This is a genomic window from Amycolatopsis sp. lyj-90 (genome assembly GCF_046549035.1).
Lineage (GTDB): Bacteria > Actinomycetota > Actinomycetes > Mycobacteriales > Pseudonocardiaceae > Amycolatopsis.
Map to the genome: position 1 here is coordinate 254,265 of NZ_JAJPWP010000014.1, position 25,982 is coordinate 280,246.

The 25,982-nt window shown below is 69.2% G+C and carries 29 protein-coding genes; 15 read left to right on the plus strand and 14 right to left on the minus strand.

Annotated elements, in window-relative coordinates; genetic code table 11:
* Positions 1-47: 47 nt before the first annotated feature.
* From purE to ACLJPX_RS40435, 5 genes are all read right to left on the minus strand, one after another.
* Positions 48-545, minus strand: a complete 498-nt coding sequence (purE, locus tag ACLJPX_RS40415; protein WP_020633596.1) for a 5-(carboxyamino)imidazole ribonucleotide mutase — start codon at positions 543-545, stop codon at positions 48-50.
* 11 nt (positions 546-556) lie between these two features.
* Entirely contained in the window at positions 557-1,741 is a 1,185-nt protein-coding gene (locus ACLJPX_RS40420) for a 5-(carboxyamino)imidazole ribonucleotide synthase (protein WP_410605496.1), read from the minus strand.
* 13 nt (positions 1,742-1,754) lie between these two features.
* Complete coding sequence (locus ACLJPX_RS40425) at positions 1,755-2,960, minus strand: glycosyltransferase 87 family protein (RefSeq protein WP_410605532.1); 1,206 nt, start codon at positions 2,958-2,960, stop codon at positions 1,755-1,757.
* The gene (locus ACLJPX_RS40430; RefSeq protein ID WP_410605497.1) at positions 2,935-4,317 is read right to left on the minus strand and encodes a glycosyltransferase 87 family protein; all 1,383 of its coding nucleotides are present in this window, start codon (positions 4,315-4,317) and stop codon (positions 2,935-2,937) included. Before ACLJPX_RS40430 ends, ACLJPX_RS40425 begins: the two co-directional genes overlap by 26 nt.
* Positions 4,318-4,398: 81 nt before the next feature.
* Positions 4,399-5,271, minus strand: coding sequence for a GGDEF domain-containing protein (locus tag ACLJPX_RS40435; protein WP_101612417.1), 873 nt, complete (start codon positions 5,269-5,271; stop codon positions 4,399-4,401).
* Positions 5,272-5,527: 256 nt separating this feature from the next.
* On the opposite strand from ACLJPX_RS40435, the gene ACLJPX_RS40440 reads away from it, so the two are divergent.
* The 8 genes from ACLJPX_RS40440 (at position 5,528) to ACLJPX_RS40475 (ending at position 13,689) form a co-directional block, all read left to right on the plus strand.
* Positions 5,528-7,843: a sigma-70 family RNA polymerase sigma factor gene (locus tag ACLJPX_RS40440; RefSeq protein WP_410605498.1), complete on the plus strand. Its 2,316-nt coding sequence runs from the start codon at positions 5,528-5,530 to the stop codon at positions 7,841-7,843.
* Positions 7,844-7,853: 10 nt separating this feature from the next.
* Positions 7,854-8,354, plus strand: a complete 501-nt coding sequence (locus ACLJPX_RS40445) for a GtrA family protein (protein WP_410605499.1) — start codon at positions 7,854-7,856, stop codon at positions 8,352-8,354.
* Between the two features lie 161 nt (positions 8,355-8,515).
* Positions 8,516-9,055, plus strand: a complete 540-nt coding sequence (locus ACLJPX_RS40450) for a GtrA family protein (RefSeq protein ID WP_101612414.1) — start codon at positions 8,516-8,518, stop codon at positions 9,053-9,055.
* 235 nt (positions 9,056-9,290) lie between these two features.
* Positions 9,291-10,649, plus strand: coding sequence for an MDR family MFS transporter (locus ACLJPX_RS40455; RefSeq protein WP_410605500.1), 1,359 nt, complete (start codon positions 9,291-9,293; stop codon positions 10,647-10,649).
* Positions 10,650-10,661: 12 nt separating this feature from the next.
* Positions 10,662-11,498, plus strand: a complete 837-nt coding sequence (locus ACLJPX_RS40460; RefSeq protein WP_410605501.1) for an NAD(P)H-binding protein — start codon at positions 10,662-10,664, stop codon at positions 11,496-11,498.
* 362 nt (positions 11,499-11,860) lie between these two features.
* Positions 11,861-12,508: a response regulator gene (locus ACLJPX_RS40465; RefSeq protein WP_101612411.1), complete on the plus strand. Its 648-nt coding sequence runs from the start codon at positions 11,861-11,863 to the stop codon at positions 12,506-12,508.
* A gap of 130 nt (positions 12,509-12,638) precedes the next feature.
* A complete protein-coding gene (locus ACLJPX_RS40470) occupies positions 12,639-13,271 on the plus strand; it encodes a helix-turn-helix transcriptional regulator (RefSeq protein ID WP_101612410.1) in 633 nt (210 codons plus the stop codon).
* A gap of 4 nt (positions 13,272-13,275) precedes the next feature.
* Entirely contained in the window at positions 13,276-13,689 is a 414-nt protein-coding gene (locus ACLJPX_RS40475; RefSeq protein ID WP_410605502.1) for a hypothetical protein, read from the plus strand.
* On the opposite strand, the gene ACLJPX_RS40480 is transcribed toward ACLJPX_RS40475, so the two are convergent.
* The 3 genes from ACLJPX_RS40480 to ACLJPX_RS40490 form a co-directional block, all read right to left on the minus strand.
* Positions 13,667-14,179, minus strand: coding sequence for a hypothetical protein (locus ACLJPX_RS40480; protein WP_410605503.1), 513 nt, complete (start codon positions 14,177-14,179; stop codon positions 13,667-13,669). The genes ACLJPX_RS40475 and ACLJPX_RS40480 overlap by 23 nt on opposite strands.
* A gap of 63 nt (positions 14,180-14,242) precedes the next feature.
* On the minus strand, positions 14,243-15,526 hold the full coding sequence (locus ACLJPX_RS40485; protein WP_101612407.1) for an ATP-binding protein: 1,284 nt from the start codon (positions 15,524-15,526) through the stop codon (positions 14,243-14,245).
* A 1-nt stretch (position 15,527) separates the two neighbouring features.
* Positions 15,528-16,232, minus strand: coding sequence for a response regulator transcription factor (locus tag ACLJPX_RS40490; RefSeq protein WP_101612406.1), 705 nt, complete (start codon positions 16,230-16,232; stop codon positions 15,528-15,530).
* Between the two features lie 42 nt (positions 16,233-16,274).
* Here ACLJPX_RS40490 and hisN point away from each other — a divergent pair, with 42 nt between their 5' ends.
* Positions 16,275-17,060, plus strand: coding sequence for a histidinol-phosphatase (gene hisN / locus ACLJPX_RS40495; RefSeq protein ID WP_410605504.1), 786 nt, complete (start codon positions 16,275-16,277; stop codon positions 17,058-17,060).
* A gap of 3 nt (positions 17,061-17,063) precedes the next feature.
* Here the strand turns inward: hisN and ACLJPX_RS40500 are convergent, their stop codons facing one another.
* The 5 genes from ACLJPX_RS40500 to ACLJPX_RS40520 form a co-directional block, all read right to left on the minus strand.
* On the minus strand, positions 17,064-17,339 hold the full coding sequence (locus tag ACLJPX_RS40500) for a hypothetical protein (protein ID WP_410605505.1): 276 nt from the start codon (positions 17,337-17,339) through the stop codon (positions 17,064-17,066).
* Positions 17,336-18,166: a TNT domain-containing protein gene (locus ACLJPX_RS40505; RefSeq protein WP_410605506.1), complete on the minus strand. Its 831-nt coding sequence runs from the start codon at positions 18,164-18,166 to the stop codon at positions 17,336-17,338. The genes ACLJPX_RS40500 and ACLJPX_RS40505 overlap by 4 nt, the downstream gene beginning before the upstream one ends.
* A 115-nt stretch (positions 18,167-18,281) precedes the next feature.
* On the minus strand, positions 18,282-19,214 hold the full coding sequence (locus ACLJPX_RS40510; protein WP_410605507.1) for a hydroxymethylglutaryl-CoA lyase: 933 nt from the start codon (positions 19,212-19,214) through the stop codon (positions 18,282-18,284).
* Positions 19,214-19,798, minus strand: a complete 585-nt coding sequence (locus ACLJPX_RS40515) for a PH domain-containing protein (RefSeq protein WP_101612401.1) — start codon at positions 19,796-19,798, stop codon at positions 19,214-19,216. The genes ACLJPX_RS40510 and ACLJPX_RS40515 overlap by 1 nt, the downstream gene beginning before the upstream one ends.
* Before the next feature lie 98 nt (positions 19,799-19,896).
* A complete protein-coding gene (locus ACLJPX_RS40520) occupies positions 19,897-20,721 on the minus strand; it encodes a biotin--[acetyl-CoA-carboxylase] ligase (protein WP_410605508.1) in 825 nt (274 codons plus the stop codon).
* A gap of 80 nt (positions 20,722-20,801) precedes the next feature.
* On the opposite strand from ACLJPX_RS40520, the gene ACLJPX_RS40525 reads away from it, so the two are divergent.
* Positions 20,802-21,923 (plus strand): C40 family peptidase, encoded by a 1,122-nt coding sequence (locus tag ACLJPX_RS40525; protein ID WP_410605509.1) that lies wholly within the window; start codon positions 20,802-20,804, stop codon positions 21,921-21,923.
* Between the two features lie 58 nt (positions 21,924-21,981).
* On the opposite strand, the gene ACLJPX_RS40530 is transcribed toward ACLJPX_RS40525, so the two are convergent.
* The gene (locus ACLJPX_RS40530) at positions 21,982-22,812 is read right to left on the minus strand and encodes an alpha/beta fold hydrolase (RefSeq protein WP_410605510.1); all 831 of its coding nucleotides are present in this window, start codon (positions 22,810-22,812) and stop codon (positions 21,982-21,984) included.
* Between the two features lie 50 nt (positions 22,813-22,862).
* On the opposite strand from ACLJPX_RS40530, the gene ACLJPX_RS40535 reads away from it, so the two are divergent.
* The 5 genes from ACLJPX_RS40535 to ACLJPX_RS40555 all read left to right on the plus strand — a co-directional run bounded on the left by ACLJPX_RS40535 (position 22,863) and on the right by ACLJPX_RS40555 (position 25,976).
* Positions 22,863-23,513: a class I SAM-dependent methyltransferase gene (locus ACLJPX_RS40535; protein ID WP_410605511.1), complete on the plus strand. Its 651-nt coding sequence runs from the start codon at positions 22,863-22,865 to the stop codon at positions 23,511-23,513.
* Between the two features lie 27 nt (positions 23,514-23,540).
* The gene (locus tag ACLJPX_RS40540) at positions 23,541-23,936 is read left to right on the plus strand and encodes a nitroreductase/quinone reductase family protein (RefSeq protein ID WP_410605512.1); all 396 of its coding nucleotides are present in this window, start codon (positions 23,541-23,543) and stop codon (positions 23,934-23,936) included.
* A gap of 45 nt (positions 23,937-23,981) precedes the next feature.
* Positions 23,982-24,377 (plus strand): MerR family transcriptional regulator, encoded by a 396-nt coding sequence (locus tag ACLJPX_RS40545; RefSeq protein ID WP_101612396.1) that lies wholly within the window; start codon positions 23,982-23,984, stop codon positions 24,375-24,377.
* Entirely contained in the window at positions 24,378-24,716 is a 339-nt protein-coding gene (trxA, locus tag ACLJPX_RS40550) for a thioredoxin (protein WP_410605513.1), read from the plus strand. It abuts the gene before it with no gap.
* Positions 24,717-25,352: 636 nt separating this feature from the next.
* Positions 25,353-25,976 carry a LysE/ArgO family amino acid transporter gene (locus ACLJPX_RS40555; RefSeq protein ID WP_410605514.1) on the plus strand — a complete coding sequence of 208 codons (624 nt, stop codon included), beginning with the start codon at positions 25,353-25,355 and terminating at the stop codon, positions 25,974-25,976.
* Positions 25,977-25,982: the final 6 nt, after the last annotated feature.

Sequence of the window (25,982 nt, forward strand, 5' to 3'; positions counted from 1 at the left end):
TGCGGTAGTTCGACGACGAACCGCCGCCACTAGAGGACGAAACGCGGTCAGCCTTCGACGCGTTTGCGCAGGGCCGCGTCCTTGTCGAGCACCAGCTGCTCGAGATCCGCCTGGAAACGCGCCATCTTCGCCTGCAGCCCCTCGTCGGACGCGGCGAGGATGCGGACCGCGAGCAGGCCCGCGTTCCGTGCCCCGCCGACGGAAACCGTCGCGACCGGGACCCCTGCGGGCATCTGCACGATCGAGAGCAGCGAGTCCATGCCGTCGAGGTACTTCAGCGGCACCGGCACCCCGATCACCGGCAGCACCGTCGCCGACGCGACCATGCCCGGCAGATGCGCGGCACCCCCGGCACCCGCGATGATCACGCGCACGCCGCGCGAAGCGGCCGACGTCGCGTAGTCGAGCATCCGCTGCGGGGTGCGGTGCGCCGAGTAGACGCCGACCTCGTACTCGATGCCGAACTCGGCCAGCGCCTGCCCGGCCGCTTCCATCGTCGGCCAGTCCGAGTCGCTGCCCATGATCAGGCCAACCTGCGGCGACATACTCATTACTCCTAGTGGATCTCGTAGCCGTCGAGCCAGACGGCGTGGGAAAGCCAATGCGCGGACAGCAGCGCGCGGTCGCGCAGCTCCTCCATGCGTTCGCCGACGAAGTTGACGTGGCCGAGTTTGCGGCCGGGACGTTCTCCCTTGCCGTACAGGTGAACGCGGATGTCCGGGTACCGCGCGAACAGGTGGTGCAGGCGTTCGTCCGGGCCCATCTCGGGCGTCTCGGGGGCGCCGAGGACGTTCGCCATCACGCAGGCCGGAGCGACCAGGTCGGTCATCCCGAGCGGGTAGTCGAGCACGGCGCGGAGATGCTGCTCGAACTGCGAAGTCCGCGAGCCGTCCTGCGTCCAGTGTCCCGAGTTGTGCGGGCGCATGGCGAGTTCGTTGACCAGCAGGCCCTCGTCGGTCTCGAACAACTCGACGGCGAGCAGCCCGGTCACGTTCAGCGTCGCGGCGATCCGCAGCGCGAGGTCCTGCGCCTCCTGCGTGCGCGCGACGCTGAGCCCCGGCGCCGGAGCGAGCACCTCGGTGTTGATCCCGCCGGACTGCACGGTCTCCACCACCGGCCACGCCGCGCCCTGTCCGAACGGGGACCGGGCCACCAGCGCGGACAGTTCGCGCCGCATGACGACCTTTTCCTCGACCAGCAAGGGGGTTCCGGCGTCGAGGAGCTCGGGGACGGTCTCGCGCGCCTGCTGCGCGGTGTCGATCATCCAGACGCCGCGGCCGTCGTAACCGCCCTGCGCCGCCTTGAGCACCACCGGCCAGGAGTGCTTGTCCCCGAAGGTGATCACGTCGTCCACAGCGGACACTTCGGCGAACTCGGGGCCGGGGATCTCGAGTCCGGCCATCATCTCGCGCATGATGAGCTTGTTCTGCGCCATCGACAACGCGGCCGGATCGGGCCGGATGGTGACGCCTTCCATCGCGAGCGTCAGCAGGTGCTCGCCGGGAACGTGCTCGTGGTCGAAGGTCAGCACGTCGACCCCGGCGGCGAACGAGCGCAGCGCTTCGAGGTCGGTGTGGTGACCGTGCACGACCTCGCCCGCGACGAGGCCGGCGGATTCGTTCTCCCCGGCGGCCAGCACGCGCAGGGACTGGCCGAGGGAGATCGCCGCCTGGTGGGTCATCCTGGCCAGCTGTCCGCCGCCCACCATGCCCACGATCGGAAGACCGGTTCGTTTGTCCATAACGACGGAGAGATTACTTGGCCGCCACAGCCGCGACCTGGGCGGACCCGCGCCGCAGCTCACGCACGGCCAGGCCTGTGATGGCGATCGCAGCCGTGAGGACGTAGACGTTGCCGAGCAGCGACCAGCCCAGCCCCCAGCCGAACTCGGTCTCCCCGCCGTTGGGCACGAACATGATCAAGCCGCTCGCGAACAGCACCGCGACGCCCGCGGCCGGAACCCACGCCCGGCGGACGACGAGCAGGACGAGCAGCGGCACCGTCCACACCCAGTGGTGTGACCAGGACACCGGCGAGAGCAGCAGCCCGTAGAACGCGGTCACCAGCAGCGCGCCGACCGGGTCGCCGCGGCGGTGCAGGCGCACCACCAGCCAGACGGCGGGAACGGCCAGGACCGCGGCGATCGCGATGGCCACCGTCAGCGACCACGGCGCGAGTTCCGAAGCGCGGTTCACCAGCCCGTTGAGTGACTGGTTGAAGATCCAGTGCACGGAGCCGACCCGGCTGGGATCGGTCGCCGATTCGGTCCAGAACCGGACGGCGTCACCGGGGATCACCGCGAACATCACGGCTTCGAGCACGACGAACGTGCCCAGCGCCCGCAACGCGTCCTTCCAGCGGCCGGTGAACAGCAGGTGCGGCACGAAGATCAGCGGCGTCAGCTTGATCGCGGCCGAAACGCCGATCAGCACTCCGGCCCAGCGCGAACCGCGCGCCGAAAGCACCAGCACGTCGAGGACGATCAACGCCATCAGGATGAGATTGATCTGCCCGAGGAAGATCGTCTTCCAGACCGGCTCCAGCGCCAGCGCGCCGGCCGTGGCCAGCGGCAGGACCCACCACCGGGTGAGGGGCGCGCCGCACGCGCGGGCGACCACGGAGATCACGACGCTCAGGCAGACCAGCGATAGCGCGCCGACCACGCCCCAGGTCAGCCCGGCCGGGACGATCGCGAGCGGCAGGAACAGCGGCGCGGCGGCCGGGGTGTAGGTGAACGGCAGCAGCACCCACGGCGGCAGCGTCGTCAGCGCCTCGCGGGTGTAGAGCGGTTCACCCTTCAGCAGGGTGAGGGCACCGGCGCGGTAGACGGCGCTGTCCGCGCCGAGATGCCATTCGCCGAGCCAGGCCACGATGCCCAGCCCCAGCATCGCCAATGCGAGCGCGCCCGCCAGCGCGGCCCCGACGACCCGAGGCTCAGCCGCCGGACGCGACTTCAGCATGCTTGTCGCCATCCCCCGCAGCGTCATCCCCCACGGCGTCGTTCCCCGCGCCCCGCTTCCGGCGCAGGTACCACCAGCGCCCGGCCAGCGCGAGCGCCAGCACCAGCGGCATGAAGATGTACGCGCTGCCGAGGATGTTCTGCCACACCTTCCAGTGCAGCTCGACGTTGCGGCCGTTGGGCAAGATCAGCAGCACGCAACTGATGAAGACGAAGAACACCCCGAAGGTGCCGAGCCAGCGTTTCCACGCCGTGGCGGGCGTGGTCTTCGGCAGGCGCGAGACCAGCAGGACGACCAGCGGCGCCACCCACACCCAGTGGTGGGTCCAGGAGATCGGCGAGATCAGCAGGATCCAGAACGCCGTCACCAGCATCGCCGCGAGCGCCTGGCCCTTGCGGTGGAAGCGCAGCACCAGCCAGATCGCCGGGATCGCGAGCAGCGCGCCGATCCCCATCGCCGCCTTCGACGCCCAGGGCGCGAGTTCGGTGAAGCGGTTCATCAGCGCGTTCAGCGATTGGTTGCCCGCCCAGTGCACCGGGCCGATCCGGCCGGTGTCGGGCAGCGTGTAGGTCCAGTACCGGGCCGCGTCGTGCGGGATGATCAGGAACATCAGGCCCTGCATCACGATGAACGTGATGAGCCCGCGGACGGCGTCCATCCGGCGGCCGGTGATGAACAGATGCCCCAGGAAGACGATCGGGGTGAGCTTGACCGCGGCCGCGACGCCGACGAGCACCCCGCCCCAGCGGCTGCCCCTGGCCCCGATGACCAGGATGTCGAGCATCACCAGCGCCATCAGGATGATGTTGATCTGGCCGAGGAAGATCGTGCGCCACACCGGCTCGAGGCCGAGGAACACCAGGAAGAACGCGATGGTCGACCGGGCGGGCGAGGCCCACCAGCGGGGACCGTCGGTCGAGGGCTTCGGCAACGCGCCGATGGCGATCCGGACGCACAGCGCCAGCGCGAGCAGCGAAACCGCGGTCAGGAGCCCCCAGGCGACCTGCGTCGGGACCACGGCGAGCGGGACGAAGAGCAAAGCGGCCGTCGGCGGATAGGTGAACGGCAACAGCGCCCACCACGGCTCCACCGGAAGTGTGTTGGCGTCGTACAGCGGATCACCGTTGAGCAGTGTCTCGGCACCGGCGCGATACACCGCGCTGTCCACGCCCAGCACCCATTCGTGCTGCCATCCCCAGATGCCGAAACCGATCGCGACCAGCGGGATCACCGACAGGATCAAGATCGATCTCGGCCGGACGGACAAGCGGGCGAGCGACCTGCGCAACGAGAGACGATGCTGTGGTCGTTTCGCCGAAACGTCGCCGTTCGCGTCGGCGGGAACAGTCCGGGTCACGCAAACAGGAAATCATGAACCGGGTCGTCGCACGTCGAGTGGGTCGCCCGTGACCTGGAGAAGGTCCTGCGCTAACCCTGCTCAGGACCGCGCGAGACCGGTGAGGAGATCGCACGCCTGGTCGTAGGTCGCCGGAAGCCGGACCGCCGAAATCTGCGGACGGCCGGTGTCCCGCAGCTGGGCGTCCACCGAAAGCCGCTCGTTGAGCGCCCTTCGCAGCGCGACTCCGGACGAAGCGAGCCTCACGTCCTTCGGCACCAGCACGCCCGCGACGGACGGTCCGAGCGAAGCGACGCTCTCGCCGCCGTCGAACACCTGCTTCAGCGCATCCGCGACCAGGATCATCCCGGTCAGCCGGGGCCAGCCCGCGACCGAGCTGAAGTCCATCGAGACCACGAGCAGCGTGTGCGCCTCCGCGACCGGCCGCTCGTCGCGGCGGGCCTGGCGGTACAGCTCGCTCAACCGGGTCCTCAGGTACGCGGCGGTGGGCAAGCCGGTGAGCGGTTCGGTGACTTCGGTGTTCACGAGCTGATCGGTCGCGACGTCCGCCCACGCCAGCGCCGTCACCCGGAGTAGCCGGGACGGCGTCGAGTCGACGTCCGGTGCGATGAAACCGTCCACCGCGTCCGGGTCGGCGAGCACGGCGTGCAGCGCCGCGAGGTCCGCGAGCGTTTCGGCCAGCCCGGCACCCGCCGCGGCGCGTGCCCTGCCCAATCCCGCGAGAGCGGTTTCCGCCACTTCGGCGGTGACGGCCCGGCCGTTCTTGATCACCGCCGCGCAGACGGCGTCGACCTCGGGGAGGCCCCAGTCACTCGGGAAACGCCAGCCGGCGGCCAGGCTGGCGGTCCGCCAGCGAGCCCGCAGGGCACGGAGAGAACGATCCCGCTCGAACCGGTTCCAGGCGGCTTGCCCGTCGGGTCCCCCGGACGGCGCACCGGTCGCCGGTACGTCCACTGCCCACCGCCCCTTCCGTCCCGATCTTTTCGATCTTGCGATCGCTTCACGGTGGGGACGCCGGTTCACGTCGTGCGTGACGGCGTTTTTCAAGGATCTTTCCGAACTCTTCAGTAACCCAGGGCGGGTGAAGGTGTTGGGCTCTCCGGGTCATCGGCGGGGCCGCGAGGTGACGTGCGTCGCCCAGTCCGTCACACTGAGCGTGTTCGGGCGTTTAAGTCAGTAGACCCGCCGAACCAGCAGATGAAGGAGTCCCGTGTCCACCGTTCCCGCCGATCTCACCGGTAAGAGTGACGCCGAGCTGATCGCCGAGGTGCGTGACGGGAAGATCGCGTCTTACGGAACGCTTTACGAGCGGCACGCCGGCGCGGCGCACAATCTCGCCCGTCAGCTCGCCCGCTCCAGTTCCGAAGCGGACGACCTCGTTTCGGAAGCCTTCGCGAAAGTGCTGGACACGCTGCGCGGCGGTAAAGGCCCCGATGCGGCGTTCCGCGCCTATCTGCTGACCGCGCTGCGGCACACCGCCTACGACAAGACGCGCAAAGAAAAGCGCGTCGACCTGAACGAGGACATGTCCGACGTCGGCGGTGCCGTCGGCGAAGCGCTGACCGTCCCCTTTTCCGACACCGCCGTCGCCGGGCTCGAGCGCACACTCGCCGCGAAGGCGTTCACGCGGCTGCCCGAGCGGTGGCAGGCGGTGCTGTGGCACACCGAGATCGAGGGGCAGAGCCCCGCCGAGGTCGCGCCGTTGCTGGGACTGACCGCGAACGGTGTCTCCGCGCTCGCGTACCGGGCCCGTGAGGGCCTGCGGCAGGCGTATCTCCAGGTCCACCTGGCCGAGAACTCCGGCGAACGCTGCCGCGCGAGCGCGGACAAACTCGGCGCGTGGACCCGCGACGGCTTGTCCAAACGCGAGCGGGCCCAGGTGGAGAACCACCTGGACGAATGCGAAAAGTGCCGCGCGCTGGCCGCGGAACTGGCCGACATCAACGGCGGTCTGCGCGGGATCATCGCGCCGATCGTGCTCGGTGGCGCGGCTCTCGGTTACCTGGCCACGGCCGGGGCGGGCAAGGCGGGCGCGGTCACCGCGGCCGCGACGGCCGCCACCACGGCTTCGGCTTCGGCGGGCGCGGCCGGTACCGCGGGTTCGGGCTCGGGTTCGGGCGGAGCTGCGGGCGCCGCCGCGGCCGGACCGCGCCAGTTCGCCACGGTGGCCGGATCGAGCGCGGCCATCGTCGCCGCCGTCGCGGTGGCGCTCGCCGCCGGTGGCGGCACCCAGGAGATCCCGGCGGCCGCGGCGGTCCCGCCGCCCGCCGTGGCACCCGCTCCCATCAAGCCCGTGCCGCCCGGTGTCCCGCAACCCCAGCCCCAGCCACAACCGCAGCCTCAGCCTCAGCCGCAACCGGAGCCTCAACCCCAGCCGGTTCCTCCCGCTCAGGAGCAGCCGCCGCCGACCCAGCCGACGCCTTCCGTTCCGGCACCTTCGCCCTCCGAACCGCCACCGCCCTCGCCGGTGATCCCGTCACCTCCGGTGATGACGGCGTCGACCCCGACCGGCGGTGTCCAACTCGAGCCGGGTGAAGACACCAACCTGCCGATCACCGTGCGCAACGACGGTGGATCGAAGTCCGAACCCGTCGCGATCTCGCTGAACCTGCCGAAGGGTGTGACGGCCGTCCCCGCCGGTGGCGGTGGCGCGGCGGGCGTCCGGCAGCAGGCCGGACCGGCGCCGATCGCGGTGAACTGCCCCGGCGGCACCGGAACGGTTACCTGCAAGACCGGCACCGGTCTCGAACCGGGACAGGCCGCGGTGCTGACGTTCCGGCTGCGTGCCGACGAAACGGCCGAACCCGGCAGCATGGTGACCGGTTCGGTGACGGCAGGCGCCCAGATCAAGGTGTCGGTCGTGGTGAAGGTGACCGTGAAGCCGCCGCCGGACGACCTCGTCCTGCGGGCCGAGAGCGACGGGCTGTCGGCGTTCCCGTGGAACCGCAACCCGCTCGTGCTGGTCCGTGTGAAGAACACGGGCAAGACGACGAAGCCGGTGACGATCACGCTCGACCACCGCGTGCTCAGCTCATGGAGCGTGCACGGCATCCCGTGCAACCCGACCGGCGAAGGCGCGTCGTGCACTTCGCGCGGCTCGCTGACTCCTGGGCGTCAGGTGAGCCTGTGGGTCCGCCTGAAGGGCCGTCCGGCGGACAACCTGCCGGTGACGGTGAACGCCACCCTCGGTGTCGCGAAGGCGAAGCCGGTGGAGGTCTACTTCGGCTGCTGGCACCACTGGTGTGACGACTCCGCGCTGCTTCCGCCGACCACTGTGCCCTCAATGCCCTCGACGCCTTCGCTGCCTTCGGTCACGTCGAAGCCTCCGGCCACTTCGGAGACGACGAAGCCGGGGCGGCCTGGGTGGCCTTCTCCGTCGAAGAAGCCTTCGCCGTCCGCGACGCCTTCAGAGCCGGCGAAGAAGGAACCCGCTCCGCCCGCCGCGACCACGAGCGCACCGCCGCGGCCAGGCAAGACGAAGCCGACCACCGAGCCCAACGGGATCATCGACCGCATCTTCCAGTAGCGTTGGCCGCATGCTGGGGAGGCACCGGGAACTGCTGCGGTTCGCCGTGGTCGGGGGCGCCAGTTTCGTCATCACGATGACGATCACCTACGGGCTGAAGTTCACCGTGCTGACCGACAAACCGGTGACCGCGCTGATGATCGGCGTGCTGGTCGCGACCGTTTTCTCGTATGTCGCGAACCGTGAATGGTCCTTTCGCACCCGTGGCGGTCGTGAGCGCGCTCACGAAGCGGCACTCTTCTTCCTGCTCAGCGCGGTCGCGCTCGGCCTCAACGCGGTTCCGCAGCTGGTTTCGCGGTACGTGCTCCAGCTGGAACAGCCGCACGTCGGGCTGCTGACGCAGGAAATCGCCGACTTCGTCAGCGGCGCGATCATCGGGACACTGCTCGGCACGGTGTTCCGCTGGTGGTCGTTCAAGAAGTGGGTCTTCCCGCAGGCCGACGCGCGGCCGCGGCTGCTGCGGGGCGACGGGCGAGACGCTTCGGACATCCCCGACGAACCTGCCGCCTGACCTGGGCCGAGGCACGACCTCGTGAGTGGTAAGGACGGTTCTAACCGTCCTTACCACTCACGAGGTCATGGCTGCGCCCGGAATCGCCCAAAGGGTCCTATAACGCTCTGTCCAAGCCCCTGCTAGCCCGTTCGGTGGCCCGCGCGAATTAGACTGACCTGGTGACCGTGGTCGAATCCGTCCTTTCCCGGACGCCCGAGCCGCTCCGATCCGTGCTGATCAAGCACCGGGAGCTGTTGAAATTCGGAATTGTCGGTGGCACGACGTTCCTGGTCGACAACGGCGTCTGGTACCTGCTGAAGCTCAGCGTGCTGGAGTCGAAGCCGACCACGGCGAAGGCGATCGCGATCATCGTGGCGACGATCGTGTCCTACATCCTCAACCGCGAATGGTCCTTCCGGACCCGCGGCGGGCGCGAGCGGCATCACGAGGCGGCGCTCTTCTTCGTGATCAGCGGCATCGCCGTGGTGGTCAACCTGATCCCGCTCTACACGTCGCGGTACATCTTCGACCTCGAAGTGCCCCACGTGACACGGTTCGTCCAGGAGTTCGCGGACTTCACGAGCGGGTCGATCATCGGCATGCTGCTGGCGATGTTCTTCCGCTTCTGGGGTTTCAAGAAGTGGGTCTTCCCGGACGAGCTGGGCAAACGCCGCCGGGACAGCGACGAGCCGGACGACGACGTCGTCCCCCTCCGCTAGGTACTTGTCAAAAGACATGTGATTGTTTAGAGTCATCCATGTCAACATTCCTTCACTGATGACGCCGGCCGGGTTCGTACGGTCGAGCGGGACGAATCCGAGGTGATCGCCAAGCGCGAAGAGGACCGCATCCGGTTCGGATGACGGTTGAGCCTTTTCCCGTCTTGGCGGGGACCGGAGTGGCCCTCCGCGTCCTTCGCGTTCCCTCGTTTCTTCCAGTGAATGGATCCTTTCCTTGAGTACCGCTCTCGGCGCGCCTCCGCGTGCCCGAAACACCCTTGCCCTCGTCGGGCTCTTCGCCGCCGTTTTCCTGGCGATGCTCGACGCCCAGGTCGTCGCGACCGCCCTGCCGCGCATGGTCGGCGAACTCGGCGGCGCCACGTCGTTCGCCTGGGTCACCACCGCGTACCTGCTGGCAGGCAGCGTCAGCGCGCCCGTCTACGGAAAACTCGGTGACCTCTTCGGCCGCAAGCGCGTCGTGCTCGTCGCGATCGCGCTGTTCGTCCTCGGCTCCCTCGCCTGCGCGCTCGCGCCGTCGATGCCGCTGTTGATCGCCGCCCGTGTCCTGCAGGGCATCGGCTCCGGCGGACTGTTCGTCGCGGTCGCCGCGATCATCGGCGAACTGTTCCCTGGCCGCGAAGGCGCGCGCTACTTCGCCTGGTTCTCGATCTGCTTCGCCGGGTCTTCGCTGGCGGGCCCTGTCGTCGGCGGCGTGCTGACCGACCTCGCGGGCTGGCGATCGATCTTCCTGGTCAACGTGCCGATCGGACTGGTCGCGCTCGTCGTCGTCGCCCGCTTCCTGCGGCTCGAACGCCGCCGGACGGCCGCGCCGTTCGACTTCGCGGGCATCGTCGTCCTGTCCGGCGCGATCGTCGGCCTGACCCTGGCGACGCCGCTTTCCGCGTCGATCGGCGCGGTGCTGCTCGTCGCCTTCCTGGTCATCGAACGCCGGGCGGCCGAACCGGTCATCCCGCTCCGGCTGTTCCGCGCCAGGATGTTCAGCCTGAGTGTGCTGGCCAGTGCCGCGGCCGGGTTCGTCTTCCTGGGTTCGGTCAACTACCTGGCGCTCTTCCTGCAGACCGCGGGCGGCGCCGGGCCTTCGGAAGCCGGTCTCCTCCTGCTGCCGATGACGCTCGCCGTCGCCGCGTCGTCAATGGTCGCGGGCCGGATCATCGCCAAGACCGGCGCCTACCGCTGGGCACCGATCCTCAGCATGACACTCGGTCTCGCCGCCGCCCTCGCGATGTCCACAATGGACGAAACGACACCCTTGCCACTCGTCGTCGCCTATCTCGTCGTGTTCGGCGCGGCGGCCGGGCTCAACATGCAGGTGCTTTCCATGGCGGCCCAGCAAAACGTGGCCCGGACCGATCTCGGCGCCGTTTCGGCGACCGTCGGCTTCCTGCGTTCCCTCGGCACCACGGCCGGGCTGACCGTTTTCGGCGCGGTGTTCACGAGTTCGTTCGCCACCGACAGTCCCGGTGGCTACGCCTCCGCGCTCAACGGGGTGTTCTGGACGATGATCCCCGCCCTCGTGATCGGCCTCGCCGCCTCCCTCTTCCTGCCGCGCGTTCCCTTGCGCCGCAACCACTAAAGGAGTTCTTCGATGATCCTCGTTCTCGGTTCCACCGGTAAAATCGGCCGCGAACTCGTTCCCTCGCTGCTGGACAAGGGCGCTCGCGTGCGTGCCCTGACGCGCGACCCCGCCCGCGCCCGGATCGATCCGCGTGCCGAAGTCGTCACCGGCGATCTCGACACTTTCGATCCCGCGCTGCTCGACGGTGTCGATCGCGTCTTCGTCCTGACCTCCGGGCACGGCTCGGACCCGCTCGCACAGGAACGAGCGGTACTCGAGGCGGCCACCGATGTCGCGCACGTCGTCAAGCTCTCCACCACCGGAGTCCACTTCGGACAGACCGATCCGATCTCCCTCGTGCACACCGCGGCCGAACAGGCCGTGCGCGAGGCCGGGCCGGACTGGACGATCCTGCGCCCCGGCACGTTCATGGACAACCGGTTCGCCTGGCTGCACGCCGTGCGCGGGGACGGCGTCATCCGCGTCACCGAAGGCGATCCGGCGTCCGCGCTGGTGCACGTCCGCGACATCGCCGAGGTCGCGGCGACTGTGCTGACCACCGACGGGCACGCGGGCAGGACGTATCCGATCACCGGCGGCGAAGCCCTCACGACGCGGCGGCAGGTCGAGATCCTGGGCGATGCCCTCGGCCGACAGCTGACCTACGCCGAAGAGTCCGAAGCAGACTCTCGTGCCCGAATGCTCGGGTACGGCTGGCCCGCTTCGGCGGTCGACGGGCTCTTCGAACTCAAGCAGCAGTCCGCCGGGAACGAGGAGATCGTGTTCGGCACGGTCCGCGAACTCCTCGGCCGGGCGCCGCTGACGTTCGCCGACTGGGCTCGCGAGCACGCCGCCGCGTTCGCCTGACCTGCGGAAAGAGAGCAAGGGACCTTTGCTCACGCCTGGGTCGGGGTGATCCGCGGTCCGTGAGGGACTCCTTGAGGGACTCTGGGTCCCTCAAGGAGTCCTTCACGGACTTGCGCCTCTCTCAATGTTAAGAGAAGTGATAGCAAGGGACCTTTGCTCACGTTGGTTAGCGTGCTAACGAACGGGAGCAAAGGTCCCTTGCTCCCCCGGCTGGGCCGAAAGGGTTAATGACTTGGGCGGATCCCCGCGATACGCGACACTCATCGGGCGTTTAATTCTCGCCGGTCCGCTGTCCGGACCACGCGTTGTCCGCGACCGGCCCTCTCGCTAACGTGCCGCGCGGGGAGACAGGGGGAGCCCGTATGAACGAACGCCTTCGCGTGCTCGTGGTCGACGACCATCCATTGTTCCGGTTCGGGGTGTGCACACTTCTCTCCAACGAACCGGAGATCGACGTCGTCGGCGAGGCCGCGAGCGGCGCGCACGCGATCAGCGCGGCGAGTGCCCTCGGGCCCGACGTCGTGGTCATGGATCTGCATTTGCCCGACGTCAGCGGCGCCGAAGCGACCCGGCACATCGTCGCCGAACGACCCGGTGTCGGCGTGCTCATGCTGACGATGGCGGACGAAAGCGAATCGGTTTTCTCCGCGATGCGTGCCGGAGCCCGCGGATATCTGCTCAAAGACGCGGAACCCGACGAAATCATCCGTGCCGTTCACGCGGTCGCAAGGCGCGAAGCGATCTTCGGGCCCGATATCGCGACGCGCGTTCTCGGCTTCTTCAACCACTCCCAGCCGAGTCCGGACACGGTTTTCCCGGAACTGACCGTCCGCGAACGAGAGGTCCTTTCACTCATCGCCGGTGGCCACAGCAACACCGCCATCGCCAGCACTCTGTGTCTCAGCCCGAAAACCGTGCGGAATCATATTTCCAACGTCTTCAGCAAACTTCACGTCGCGGACCGCGCCGAAGCGATCGTCCTGGCCCGTGAAGCGGGCCTCGGCCGTTGAAAACCTCAATTAGGGCGGCTTTTCGGGCAATGTCGGGACCGGAGTCCCATGCGCCCGGGACACCTCACCCGGCAGGGTGAGCAGTGCGGGGGGTGGGGCCCTCGCACCGTTCGAGGGGAATGGGAATCACATGTTCGAACCGAACAGGACACCGGTGGTAGTCCGTGCCACCGATCCGATCCTGCACAACGGCGTCTGCATGACGCTCCGCTCCCGTGACGACGTCTGGCTGGTGGACGGGGAGGCGGCCGACCCGACGATGGTGGCCCTCCTGGTCACCGACCGCCTCGACGAGGCGATGACGCAGCTGCTGTCCGCGCTGCACCACCAGGGGTTCACCCGCATCGTGCTCATCGCGGGTGAAGTCGACGACAACGAGATCCTGAGCGCCATCGAGCACGGCGTCTGCGCGGTCGCCCGCCGCTCGGAGGCGGGCGCCGACGTCCTGGTCCGGCTGATCAAGGCGGCCGCAGCCGGGGAGGGTGCGCTTCCGCCCGATCTGCTCGGCAGGCTCCTGCACCGGGTCTCCCGGTTGCAGCGTCAGGTCCTGCAGCCGCGTGGCCTGCAGTTCGGTGGCATGAGCAGCCGGGAAACCGAGGTGCTCAAGCTGGTCGCCTCGGGGTTTTCGACGCAGGAGATCGCCGATCAGCTCTGCTACTCGCAGCGCACGGTGAAAAGCATCCTGCACGACGTGACGAACCGGTTCCAGCTCCGGAACCGGTCGCACGCGGTAGCTTACGCACTGCGTGAGGGATTGATCTGACACCGTGATCACCCAGGTCGACGAAGCCTTGTGCCTGCTCATCGCACCTCATCTGCCGGAGGGGACGGTGGTCCGGTTGGATCCGCCGAAACCCACCTGGCAGACGGAAACGCAGGTGTCGAGCGTCGATCTGTTCCTTTTCGCCCTGCACGGCACCGGCCCGGGAACCGGTGCCGTGCGGGCGAAGCGGTGCGAGCTGTCGTATCTGGTCACCGCGCGGGCGGACAAGGTCCGCGACGAGCACACCCTGCTCGACCGGTCGCTGCGCGCCTTGGTCCGGACCGAGTACCTGATGGTCGACGAGCAGCCCTTTCCGCTGGCGCTCGGGAAGACCGATCCGACCGGGCTGTGGGTCAGCCTCGGCCTGCCCGCGCGGGCGGCGTTCGTCGTCACGGTCACGGCGGAGTACCGAGACTGAGCACCGAGGCCCGCCGCAGGACCACTCCTCCGATGGAGGCCAGCTGCCCGCCGAAGAACTCGCACCATTCGGACGCCGTCGCCGGCGGCCCGCAGTCACCGGCCCGCCGGGCCCACCCGGCACAGACTTCGAGGCGGTAGCCGAGCACGCCGGTCAAGGTCAGCCCGTTCTTGCCCGCGCCGACCACGCACCTGCCCCGGTAGACCCAGCGGTCCGGGGGCTGGAACACGACGGAGTCCTGGACGAACCGGTGCCCCGCAGCGCCGGAAACGGCCGCGACCGGGGTGTCGATCCCGCTGACGAACAGGCCCTTCGAAAGCAGGTCCAGGGCCTCGGCCTCCATCCGCTCCACCACCCCGGGCGGACGGCGGCACGCGAACAGGTCGCCGTCGAAGGACAACCGCAGGGAAATCGCCACCTTGCCGATCTCCACGGTCGCCGCGGCGACCGGACTCACCGGTGGGCGGTACCGGAACGCCGTCGCATGCACCCTCCGACGGTAAGTCGGCGCGCTTCCGCGGCACTGCCCGAACGGGTGGTCCTTGGGGAGGTCTTAGCGAGGGACCCGTTCGGCGGGCCAGCGCACTTCGGCCACATCGCCCGGGCGAGGGACCTTCAGGAAGAGGCTGAACACCGCGGGCTGCTTGCTCGACAACTCCAGCCGTCCGCCATCGGCCTCGATGAGCGCACGGGCGAGGGCGAGCCCGACACCGGTCGACCCGCCGCCGGAGAACCCGCGTTCGAAGATGTGCGGCGCCAGCTCGTCGGGCACCCCCGACCCGGTGTCGGCGACCTCGATGACCACGGTGCCGTCCGTGTCACCGCGCCGGGCGGCCAGCGTGACCGTTCCGGCGCCGTGGCGCAGGGCGTTGTCGAGCAGGACGTTGACGACCTCGCGCAGGCGGCCCGGCGTCGCCCGCACCCTCAGCCCGTCAGTGACGCGAAGCCGCAGATGCCTTCCTTCGGCGCGAAGCAGCTGTCGCCATTCCTCGGAAACCGCGGGAAGCACTTCCGGCAGGTTGACCGGTTCCGCGCCGACCTCGCGCGCGGCCCGCGCGGCGGCCAGCAGCTCGTCGAGTGCCTCCGCCAGCCGGTCCGCCTGTTCCTGCGCGGCCTTCGCCTCGTCGACGACGTCCTGATCGGGATGGACGGTGAGCGGTTCGAGCCTCAGCTGCAACGCGGTCAACCGGCTCCGCAGCTGGTGGGAGACGTCGCCCACCAGCTGACGTTCTCGCTGGACGAGTTGCGCCAGCGCCGAGCCGGACGCGTCGAGCGCCTCGGCGACCATGTCGAGTTCGCCGACGCCGTAGCGCTTCGGATCCGGCCGGAAATCGCCGCCGCCGAGTTTGACCGCACGGTCGGCGACGTGTCTCAGCGGTTTCGCGAGCCGTCGCGCGGTCACCGTCGCGACCACCGTGCCGGTGCCCACCGACAGCACGACCAGCAGCACCACGAGCAGCGTCACCTGGGTCTGGCGGGTGCGCATCGGCCCGGCGGGGATGGACAGCTCGACCTCGCCGTGCAACGCGATCGGCGCCCGTTCGGACACCACGTCGGGACCGGGGTCCGAGCCGTACCGCTTCTCGATCTGCCCCTGCGCGCGGACGGTCAGCAGCCCGCCCTGCGGCACGCCCACCCGGAGCAGGTCGAGGTTGATCGGCTGGCCGACGGCGATCTCGTTGTCCAGCGTCGCCGCGATCCCGCGTGCCGAAGAAGCCAGGTTCTCGCGGTTGAGGTTCTCGACCAGCTGCCAGGCGGTGATCCCGAGCGGGATGCCCAGCACCGCCGCGGTGACCGCGACGGCGAGCAGGATCGCCAGGAGGATGCGACGGCGCATGCTATTCCGAGTTGAAGCGGAAGCCGACGCCGCGGACCGTCGCGATGCGCCGTTCCCCGTCGCCGTTCCCACCGGGTTTGCCCGCCCGCCCCGCCGCTTCGTCGGCGGCGATCGCGAGCTTCCGGCGCAGCCACGACATGTGCATGTCGAGGGTCTTCGAAGTCTTCGATTCGAGGTCGTTCCACACCTCGGCGAGGATTTCGTCGCGGCTGACCACCTGGCCCGCGCGGTTCATCAGCACCCGCAGGAGCTCGAACTCCTTGTTCGCCAGCTGCACCTCGTGCAGGTCCACGGTGACCATCCGGGCGCCGAGGTCCATCCGCACTCCCCCGGCTTCGAGCACCTCGGGCGCCCGCCGTCGCAGCAGCGCCCGGATCCGGGCCAGCAGTTCGGCGAGCCGGAACGGTTTGGCGACGTAGTCGTCGGCGCCGGCGTCGAGCCCGACCACGAAGTCGACCTCGTCCGTGCGCGCGGTCAGCATCAGCACCGGCACCTCGGTACCGCTGGCGCGCAGGCGGCGGCACACCTCGAGGCCGTCCATCCCGGGCAGCCCGAGATCGAGGACCAGGAGATCGACGCGATCGCTTTCGGTCGCGTCGAGCGCGGCCGGGCCGTCACCGACGACACGCACCTCGTACCCCTCCCGCTGAAGCGCGCGCGAAAGGGGATCGGCGATGGCCGGGTCGTCCTCGGCGAGTAGCACCATGCTCACCTGGCCAACTCTACGACTGCCGGGCGTGAAAGCATCGTGACCGTGCCTGGCTACGAGAATGATCTGGAACTCGCCACCCGGCTGGCCGACGCCGCCGACGCCATCACCACCTCCCGGTTCCGCGCGCTGGACCTGGCCGTGGAACGCAAACCGGACCGGACTCCGGTCACCGACGCCGACACCGCCGTCGAAGACGCGATCCGTGCGATCCTCGCCACAGAACGCCCGGACGACGAGGTACTCGGCGAGGAGCGCGGCGGTTCGGCCGCGACCGGCCGGGCCTGGGTGCTCGACCCGATCGACGGGACCAAGAACTTCCTGCGCGGTGTCCCGGTCTGGGCGACGCTGATCGCGCTGGTCGAAGACGGCACCCCCGTGGTGGGCCTGATCAGCGCGCCGCTGCTCGGCCGCCGCTGGTGGGCGGCCACCGGGGACGGCGCCTGGATGAGCGACTCGGCGGGCGAACGCCGCCTTTCGGTGTCGAAGGTCGCTTCGCTCGAAGACGCGTATCTGTCCACAACGGACCTGAACTCGTGGGTGAAGTACCACTCGCGGGAGAAGTACATCGACCTCGTCGACGCGTGCTGGGAAAGCCGCGCCTTCGGCGATTTCTGGCAGCACTGCCTGGTGGCCGAGGGTGCGCTCGACATCGTCGCGGAATGCATCGTGAACCCGTGGGACGTCGCCGCCGCCCAGGTGCTGATCACCGAAGCCGGTGGCCGCTTCAGCGACCTGAACGGGGAAGCGCGCTACGACAACGGCTCGGCCCTGTCGACGAACGGCCTGCTCCACGACGAAACCTTGGCCATCCTGAAGCGCTGAAACTCACTGCGCGCCGGGGAGGAGACCGACAGCGCCGCGGGCGACCTGCGACCAGGCGAGCCGTCCGAAGAGGTAGTGGCAGGCGACCTGTTCGCTGGTGAACCGCGCCCAGTCGTACCGGTTGCCCTGCTCACGCCAGAACACTTCCCAGGCGGGCTCGGCGTCTTCCTCCTCGGTGCGCATGAGGCACCAGGCGTTGTCCGTCTCCGCGCCGACCGAGATCACCTCGGGCGGCACGCCCAGCGCCGCCAGCCACCGCAGGATCGTCCCCGTGTTCACCGAACCTCCCCCGTGACGTCCGCCAGGAAGCCCAGCGTGACGAGTTCATCGGCGCCCAGCACCGCGCGGAAACGTACTCCGCCACCGGGCTGGCCGAACCATTCGGCGGTCACCGAGCGCCAGACCGGCAACGACCGGACGACCCGGTAACGCCGGTACGCGGCGGCCTGGTCCGGCGGCAACGAGCGCATCGAGTACAGGGTCGCGTCCTCGGCGAACACCCGGCCGTGCGGATCCCCGAAACGGTCGAGATGGGTGCCCACTTCGAGCATCACCGGTGTCGCCGGGTCGATCCCGCCCTCGGGAAAGAGTTGGCCGGGCGGCCACAAATAGCTCGTTTCGCCCACGAAGCGCTCTCGCCAGTCCTCTGGGGACTCTCCGCCCCAAGGGTCGTGTCCCCGGGTCAGTTCCGGCGGGGGAACCACGGACGGGGTCGTCGGCGATCGCCGGAAACCGCTGCTGACGTGCGACAACGCGTCCTGATCGTCCAGCACGCCAGCCTCGGGGTGATCGTGCGGCCCGGAACCGCCGACGGGAAGCGGCAACTGGCGCGCCGGTTTCCCCATCGCGACCGGGAGATGCCCGATGGGGAACATGTGCACGAGGAACAGCGCGATCACGCTCTCCCGCTCGGTCCGCAGGGCGCCCATGGGCGGCGGAGCGACGGGCTGCGGCGGGAAGGGGACGCGCAACGGTGCCACCGCGGGCGGCCACGGCGAAGGCGCGTACGGAGCGCGAGCGCCGTGAGGAGGCGTCGGTGCGTCGGCCGCGCCGTAGTGGACGGGCAGCCGGATCGGGCCCGTCCCGGCCTCGCTCGGATCGGTCACCGCACCTCCCCCAAGGAATCGTTCCCACCGGTGAAGGGGGAGGCAGCGGACAGGACGCGCTAAGACCTTAGCGCCGACCGGCGTTCTCGTCGGCGGATACCCGAAAGCGCGGCTCTCAGCCCGCGAGCGCGTTGACCACCCGGGACGGACTCGGCCTGCCGAGCTTCCCGGCCATCCACTTGCTCGTCGAGACCAGTGCGTCCAGATCGACACCGGTTTCGACGCCGAGACCGTCGAGCATCCAGACCAGATCCTCGGTCGCGAGGTTCCCGGTGGCCGATTCGGCGTACGGGCAGCCACCCAGCCCACCGGCGGAAGAGTCCACAGTGGACACACCGCAGCGGAGCGCGGCCAGCGTGTTCGCGAGCGCCTGGCCGTACGTGTCATGGAAATGGACGGCCAGGGTGGCGACGTCGGAGAACTGCCTGATCAGCGCCTCGACCTGCCCCGCGGTGGCGACGCCGATGGTGTCGCCGAGCGAGAGCTGCGAACAGCCCAGGTCCAGCAGCCGCTTGCCGACCCCGGCGACCTGCGAGGCCGGAACGGCGCCCTCCCAAGGGTCGCCGAAGCACATCGACACGTATCCGCGGACGTCGAGACCTTCGGCCCGTGCCCGGGTGACGACCGGCTCGAACATCGCGAACTGGTCGTCCACCGTCGAATTGAGGTTCTTCTTGGCGAAGGTCTCGGTGGCACTGGCGAAGATCGCGATATGCGAAACCCCGGCCTCCAGGGCCCTGTCCAGTCCGCGCTCGTTCGGGACGAGCACCGGGTACCGGACGCCTTCGCGCTTGTCGAGCCCGGCGAGGAGCTGCTCGGCGTCGGCCAGCTGCGGAACCCATTTCGGGCTCACGAAACTGGTCGCTTCGAGGGTGGTCAGCCCGGCATCGGCGAGCCTGTCCAGGAACTCGAGCTTCACCCCGACCGGAACGATCGACTTCTCGTTCTGCAGGCCGTCCCGGGGGCCGACCTCCCAGATCGTGACGCGCTCCGGCAACGCGGCGGCGGACGGGACGCGATCGGGCAGCCCCAGCTCTCGCGTGCCCATCAACGGCGCCGGTTTCCGCGCGGCGGGGGTCCCTGCGGCGGCAGGGGTTCGGTCTGCTGCGGTCCGCCCGCGGCGGGCGGCGCGAAGTCGTCGTACGGGTTGTCGTTGACTTCGCGGTAGATGACCGTGTGCACGCGCTCGACCTTGGGGATGTCGTCGAACTTCAGCGGTTCGTCCGAAGCGGACTCGATCACCAGCGTGCCGCAGCCGAACACGCGGTCCAGCAGCCCGTGTTCGAACTGCACGCTGTTGATCCGCGACAGCGGGATGTCGATCCCGGTCCGCTTGAGCACGCCCTCACGGGCGATCAGCCTGTCCGTGGTCACGATGAAATGCGTCGTGCGCCAGCGGACGAACGGCGCCAGGAAGAGCCAGACGACGAGCCCGAGACCGATCGCGGCGACCGCGATCAGCGAGATCAGGTCCCACGGGGCCGTGGCGTCCTTCGCCAGGATGCCCAGCCAGATGCCCACGCCGAGGGTGACGATCAGCGCGAGGAAGGGGAAGATCAGCATCTTGAAATGCGGGTGACTGTGCACCACGACGTGCTCGTTTTCGCTGAGCAAATCGTCCGGATAGGCCACGACGGACGCTCCCAAAGTGTGTTCGGCGCTGGTGAGCTCACCGTACCGGCGAACGGTCCCGGCGGAAGAGGAGACGCCGCAATTCGCGGCACACCCGATCAGGACGCGGCGGGCCGCACGTGGACGACGTCTCCGGCGAACACCGTGTACCGCTCACCACCGGGAACGTCGACCTGGAGCTGGCCGGCGGGATCGATGTCGGCGGCGCGGCCGGTCAGCGCCGAACCGTCGGGCAACTGGACCTCGACGTCCTGTCCCAGCGTGGCGCAGTGCCGCCGGTAGTCCCCGAGCAGTCCCGCCTCGGCCAGCGACCCGCCGGCGAGCCGCCAGCGGCGTTCGAGTTCGTCGAAACCGGTGAGCAGCCGCGCGGCGATCTCGGCGCGATCGGTCTCGTCCGCCCCCTGCTCGGCCAGGGAAGTCGCAGGCAGGCCGCCTGGCCCGGCCGGGACGTTCTCGCCGAGCGGCAGCACGTTCAGGCCGATGCCGAGGACGACGCTGGTCTCTTCACCGGCGGCGGCCTCCGCCAGGATGCCCGCGCATTTGGCGCGGTCCGGCCCGGCCAGGACGTCGTTCGGCCACTTGAGGACGGCGTCGACGCCGAGGCTCGCGGCGACCTCCCGGACTGCGAGGCCCGCGACCACGGAAAGTGAACCCAAATTGGCGAACGGAACGTCGCGCGGACGCAGCAGCACGCTGACGTAGAGGCCTGATCCCTTCGGCGAAGACCACTGCCGGGCGCGGCGGCCGACACCGGCCGTCTGCTCTTCGGCGATCAGCACGGTGCGGTCTTCAGCCCCCTTCGCGGCGGCTTCCCGCAGGTCGGCGTTGGTGGACCCGGTGCTCGCCACGACCTGGATCGCGGCGTACCGGCCGGACAGCGCGGCACTCAGACGCTCGGCGTCGAGCGCTCCCGTCTCACTCATTCGTCCAGAATATGAGAGTCCCCCTAACGTGCAAGGCGTTCGCTCGTTACGCAGAGGTGGTCTCCAATAACCTGGACGGCGTGACCGAGCCCGAGTCCGCCCCGAGCGTGTCCCCCGCCAGCCCGAAGAAGTCCTGGGCGCGGGGTGTGGCGATGCGAAGCCTGGTCGCCCTCCCGCTGGTCGCGGGACTCGCGACGGCGGGCTGGCTGCTCGCGGGCGGCAACGATCCGGCGCCCGCCGACGGGATCGGGCAGGTCCCCGTCCCCGCCGCCAACCGGGACCCGGCCACCGTCGGCGGCGGTGCGGGTCCGTCGGTCCTCGAAGTCAGCGCGCCGGTCAAGGCCCAGGAGACGCCGAAGGGCGCCCGGCCGCTCGAAGAGTGGGCCGCCAAACTCGCGGGACCGCTCGACATCCCGGCGAAATCGCTGATCGGCTACGCGAACGGCGAGCTGGCGCTGCGCGGCGAGCAGCCGAACTGTCACCTCTCCTGGGTCACCCTGGCCGGGGTCGGCGCCGCGAGCTCGAACCACGGACGCGGCGGTGACAACCCCCTCGGCCTGTCGGCACAGCAGTGGAAGAAGCACGGCTCGTCGATCCCCGGCATCGCGAAGCCCGCGCTCGCCGACCCCGACTCCGCCTCGGTCGCCGCCGGCCGCGCGCTGTGCGCCTCCGGAGCCGACCTCGGCGGCGGCAACGGCTGGTGGAAGGCGATCGCCGGCTACCAGGGCGGCAAGGGCAACGAGGCCGAACTGTTCCGCCAGCGCGTTCTCGGCAACGCCCAGCTCTACGCGACCCTGTCCCTCGACCCGGCGCGAGGCTCCAGCCCCGCGGTGAAGGCGACCCGGTTCGCCCTCGGCCAGTTAGGCCTCCCGTATGTGTGGGGCGGCAACGGCCCGGAAGCGGGCGCGGCGGGCTTCGACTGCTCCGGGCTGACGAAGGCGTCCTACGACGAAGCCGGTGTCGGGCTGCCGCGGACCGCGGACAGCCAGTTCCGGGCACTGCCGCAGGTCCCCGGTGGTCAGGAACCGAAGCTCGGCGATCTCGTGTTCTACGGGAACCCGGCGACGAGGATCCATCATGTCGGGCTCTATCTCGGGAACGGGCTGATGATCAACGCGCCCACCGAGGGCCAGGCGATCCAGATCCACACGTACCACTCGAAGGGCGACGACTACACCGGCGCCGGACGGCCCTCGGCCTAACGCCTCGTGAGTGGCAAGGACGGTTAGAACCGTCTTTACCACTCACGAGACCCGCAGGTCACAAGCGCTCGGCCAGCCACTCGAGCGCGGCTTCCCCGTGACGGAGGACCGAGATGTGCCCGTCCTCGGGAAACGTGCGTGCCTCGGCCGTGGCGATCTGCCGGGTGAGCCACTCCCCGTGCCCGAGAGGCGCGATCCGGTCCTCGCCACCGTGCAGCAGCAGCACCGGGGCCTCGACGTCGGACGGCCGGAACCCCCACGGCGCGACGTACGCGAGGTCGTCGTCGATCAGCCCGCCCGGCCCACCCTCGACCGCGGGGCCGACGACGTCGAGGAGCCACTTCCAGTCGCCTGACAAGGCCGCGTGATCCGACGCGGTGAACATCTCGGCGTCGTACTCGGCCGTTGCCTCGTAGTTCTCCTTCTCCGCTCGCCCGGCCAAGGCCGCCGTCAGAGACCCGACTCCCGCCGAGCTCATTCCCGCGAACCAGTCCAGACCGTCGCCGCCGTACGGAGCCATGCTCGCGACACCGACCACCGCCGAAACGCGTTCCGGCAGCAGGGCCGCGCAGGCGAGCGCGTGCGGGCCGCCACCGGAATGACCGAAGACCCCGAACCGCTCGATGTTCAAGGCGTCGGCGATCCTCGCGACGTCCGACGCCGCCGACGCGACATTCCTTCCCCGCCGGGGCGTCGAGCCGCCATAGCCGGGCCGGTCGTACGACACCCACCTCAGGCCGAGTCGTTCGGCGGCGGGGAACAGCGGTGACGGCGGAGCACCGATGTTCGGGGTCCCGTGATGCCAGAAGACCACCGGACCGGTCCCACCCGTGTCGTACGTGTGCAGCGTGGTCCCGTCCCCCGGGTCCACGTCGGACTCGTTCACCATGCGCCGAGCGTACTGACGCGAACGGCTGGTCCGGAGTACCGTCGGCGACCATGACCGACCGGACGCGCCGGAGCTACGACCTGGTGGCCGACCGGTACGCAGAGGAACTCGGTGACGAACTCCGGCACAAACCCCTGGATCGCGCGCTGCTCGGCGCCTTCGCCGAACTCGTTCACGAAGGAACGGTCGCGGACATCGGCTGCGGCCCGGGACAGGTCGCCGCTCATCTGGCCTCCCGAGGCTCGCGAGTCATCGGCCTGGATCTCTCGACCGCGATGTGCGCGGCCGTCCGACGCCGCACCTCGCTACCGGCGTGTGCCGCGGACATGACGGCGTTGCCCCTGCGAGCAGCGGCGCTGGACGGGCTTGTCTGCCTTTACGCAACCATCCATCTCGACGACGGCCAGCGGGCGGCGGCCTACCGCGAATTCGCCCGGGTCCTGCGGCCCGGCGCGTACGCCTTGCTCTCCTTTCATGTCAGTGATCCCGACTTCCCCGACGGCGGGGTGAAGACCCTCGGCACCTGGTGGGGTCGCGACGTCGACTTGGATTTCCGGTTCCTCGACCCGGACGCCGAGGTCTCGGCGTCGCGCGCCGCGGGTTTCGACCTCGTCGCCCGCCTCGATCGCGGACCGCACCCCGGCTTCGAGCACCCCAGCCAGAGGTGCACGCTGCTGGTGCGTCGGGCAACCTCGACCTAGACCTCCTCTTCGAGCTTCAGGAGCCACATGTCGCGCTTTCACGAAATCAAGCACCGGGTGGCCACGACCTTCCAGCGACACGTCGGCAACCCACTCCTCGTCCGGCTGCCGAATCAGCCGATCCTCGAGACCACCGGACGCAAGTCCGGGGTCTCCCGGCAGACACCGATCGGTGGCCGCCGGGTGGGCCTCGAGTTCTGGATCGTCTCGGAGTTCGGCGAGAAGTCGCAGTACGTCCGCAACATCCAGGCCGATCCGCGCGTCCGCGTCCGGCTCAAGGGCCAGTGGCACACCGGTACCGCGCGGCTGCTCCCGGACGACGACCCCCGCGCCCGGCTGAAGGCCCTGCCCAGGTTCAACAGCGCCGCCGTGCAGGCGATCGGCACGGACCTCCTCACCATCCGGGTCGATCTCGACGGCTGAGCGGATTTTGCCTTGACGCCAAGGTCAAGGTTTACGCTCGGAACCATGCGGATCGGCGAACTCGCCGCGCGGACCGGGACCACCACGCGCGCGCTGCGTTTCTATGAGTCACAAGGGCTTCTCGACGCACGGCGCGCGTCGAACGGATACCGGGAGTACGACGAGGACGATTACCGTCTGGTCAACGAGATCCTGACCCTGCAAGCGGTCGGGCTCAGCCTCGAAGACACCAGGCCGTTCGTCGAGTGCTTGCGCGCGGGCCACGAGACCGGTGATTCGTGCGCCGATTCGATCGAGGTCTACCAACGCAAACTCGCCGAGGTGGACGCCTGTCTGGCCAGGTTGAACGAAGCGCGGGACAGCCTGCTGGCCAAGCTGGCGGGCGCGTTGAAAACGCCGCCGGGTCCGTGTGTCGTCAGCCGGGAAACCGAGGAGACCTGAATGTCATCCCTTTCCGTCGTCACCGATGAGACCTTCCGAGAACTCGTCCTGGAGCAGGACAAGCCCGTCCTGGTGGACTTCTGGGCGCAGTGGTGCCCGCCTTGCCACATGATCGCGCCGGTGCTCGCCGAGATCGCCGAAGAACGCGCCGACGCGCTGATCATCCGCAAGCTGAACTCCGACGAAAACCCTTTGACGGCAAGGAATTATCAGGTCATGTCCTTGCCGACACTGATTCTCTTCCGTGACGGGAGTCCGGTGTGGACGACCGTCGGCGCCAAGCCGAAAGCCCGGCTGCTGGCGGACCTGGACGCCGTTCTGCAGACGACCGCCGTCTGAGCGCGGGCCTCGGTGGGCCGGGTGGGTCGTGAGTGGCGTTTCGGGTTCTATTGAGGAGAAGGGCAAACGTGGCGTGCTCGTGCCGTTTTTGGCGTCGGTCGTGGGGTGGGGCCAGGGCTGGAAGTGCCGGCCGTGTGATCAGAGACGGATCACGTGTGATTGGAGCCGGATCTCACGTGATCGGGAGACGATCACGCAGTTCGGGGTCTGATCACGCGAGATCCGGCTCCGATCACGCGAGTCACGCCTTCGCTCACCTTGGGTTCAGCCACAACGCCACTATGAAGGCCACGCCAGCCTCCCGGGACGTCGCGAAAGCCACTTTCGGGACATCAGACGTCCCGAAAGTGGCTTTCGCGACACGGCCGCTCGGCACCGGACGCGGCGAAGGGGCTTTCAGTCCGGCACGACCCACCCGCGAACACGACACGTTTGCCTTACCCCTCAATAACCCGAATCGCCACTCACGACCCACCCGGCCTCGGTCCCGTTAATTGTGTTGCGCGCGCGGCCGTCCGTTCGCATCCTTCTGCACATGACTTCGACCCTCGCCTTCCTGCCGACGCCCTCCGTCCTCCGACGGGTGCGGGTCCAGCAGCAGGCCGGGACCGGGCGGAGGCCGACACCAGTCCGACCGTGAGCGCCGCGCTCGTCGCGGGCCTGCTCGCCGGCTATGGCATCGCCATTCCGGTGGGCGCGGTCGCGACCTATCTGGTGGTACTGACGGCGCGGTCAGGGCTCAAGATCGGCGCGTACGCCGCGCTGGGCGTCGCCACGGCCGACGGCCTTTACGCCCTGGTCGCGGTCCTCGGCGGCAGCAAGCTCATCCCGGTCATCCAGCCGATCGCCGGTCCACTGCGGTGGGCTTCGGTGGTGGTGCTGCTCGGGCTGGCCGTCCACATCGGATTCACCGGGATCCGGAACTTCCGCGACTCCGCGAAGGCCGACGTGACGCAGCCTGTCGCGATAGGCCCGTTGAAGGCCTACGTGAGCCTGCTCGGGATCACGCTGCTGAACCCGACCACGGTGGTCTATTTCGCGGCGCTCGTGCTCGGCAGCGAGGACATGGCCGCGGCGACCGGGGCGGAACACGTGGTGTTCGTGCTCGCGGCGTTCGTGGCTTCGGCCAGCTGGCAACTGTTCCTCGCGGGCGGTGGCGCGGTACTTGGCAAGGCGTTGACCGGACGTCGTGGACGGCTGGTCACCGCGCTCGCGTCCAGCGCGCTGATCACCGTGCTCGGAATCCGCCTACTCTGGTGAGCCTGG

Bases quoted from the DNA above. Each gene is read 5' to 3' on its own strand.
- purE (WP_020633596.1), bottom strand. From the start codon at position 545: ATGTCGCCGCAGGTTGGCCTGATCATGGGCAGCGACTCGGACTGGCCG.
- ACLJPX_RS40420 (WP_410605496.1), bottom strand. From the start codon at position 1,741: ATGGACAAACGAACCGGTCTTCCGATCGTGGGCATGGTGGGCGGCGGA.
- ACLJPX_RS40425 (WP_410605532.1), bottom strand. From the start codon at position 2,960: ATGCTGAAGTCGCGTCCGGCGGCTGAGCCTCGGGTCGTCGGGGCCGCG.
- ACLJPX_RS40445 (WP_410605499.1), top strand. From the start codon at position 7,854: ATGCTGGGGAGGCACCGGGAACTGCTGCGGTTCGCCGTGGTCGGGGGC.
- ACLJPX_RS40460 (WP_410605501.1), top strand. From the start codon at position 10,662: ATGATCCTCGTTCTCGGTTCCACCGGTAAAATCGGCCGCGAACTCGTT.
- ACLJPX_RS40465 (WP_101612411.1), top strand. From the start codon at position 11,861: ATGAACGAACGCCTTCGCGTGCTCGTGGTCGACGACCATCCATTGTTC.
- ACLJPX_RS40470 (WP_101612410.1), top strand. From the start codon at position 12,639: ATGTTCGAACCGAACAGGACACCGGTGGTAGTCCGTGCCACCGATCCG.
- ACLJPX_RS40485 (WP_101612407.1), bottom strand. From the start codon at position 15,526: ATGCGCCGTCGCATCCTCCTGGCGATCCTGCTCGCCGTCGCGGTCACC.
- ACLJPX_RS40490 (WP_101612406.1), bottom strand. From the start codon at position 16,232: ATGGTGCTACTCGCCGAGGACGACCCGGCCATCGCCGATCCCCTTTCG.
- ACLJPX_RS40510 (WP_410605507.1), bottom strand. From the start codon at position 19,214: ATGGGCACGCGAGAGCTGGGGCTGCCCGATCGCGTCCCGTCCGCCGCC.
- ACLJPX_RS40520 (WP_410605508.1), bottom strand. From the start codon at position 20,721: ATGAGTGAGACGGGAGCGCTCGACGCCGAGCGTCTGAGTGCCGCGCTG.
- ACLJPX_RS40530 (WP_410605510.1), bottom strand. From the start codon at position 22,812: ATGGTGAACGAGTCCGACGTGGACCCGGGGGACGGGACCACGCTGCAC.
- ACLJPX_RS40535 (WP_410605511.1), top strand. From the start codon at position 22,863: ATGACCGACCGGACGCGCCGGAGCTACGACCTGGTGGCCGACCGGTAC.
- ACLJPX_RS40540 (WP_410605512.1), top strand. From the start codon at position 23,541: ATGTCGCGCTTTCACGAAATCAAGCACCGGGTGGCCACGACCTTCCAG.
- ACLJPX_RS40545 (WP_101612396.1), top strand. From the start codon at position 23,982: ATGCGGATCGGCGAACTCGCCGCGCGGACCGGGACCACCACGCGCGCG.
- trxA (WP_410605513.1), top strand. From the start codon at position 24,378: ATGTCATCCCTTTCCGTCGTCACCGATGAGACCTTCCGAGAACTCGTC.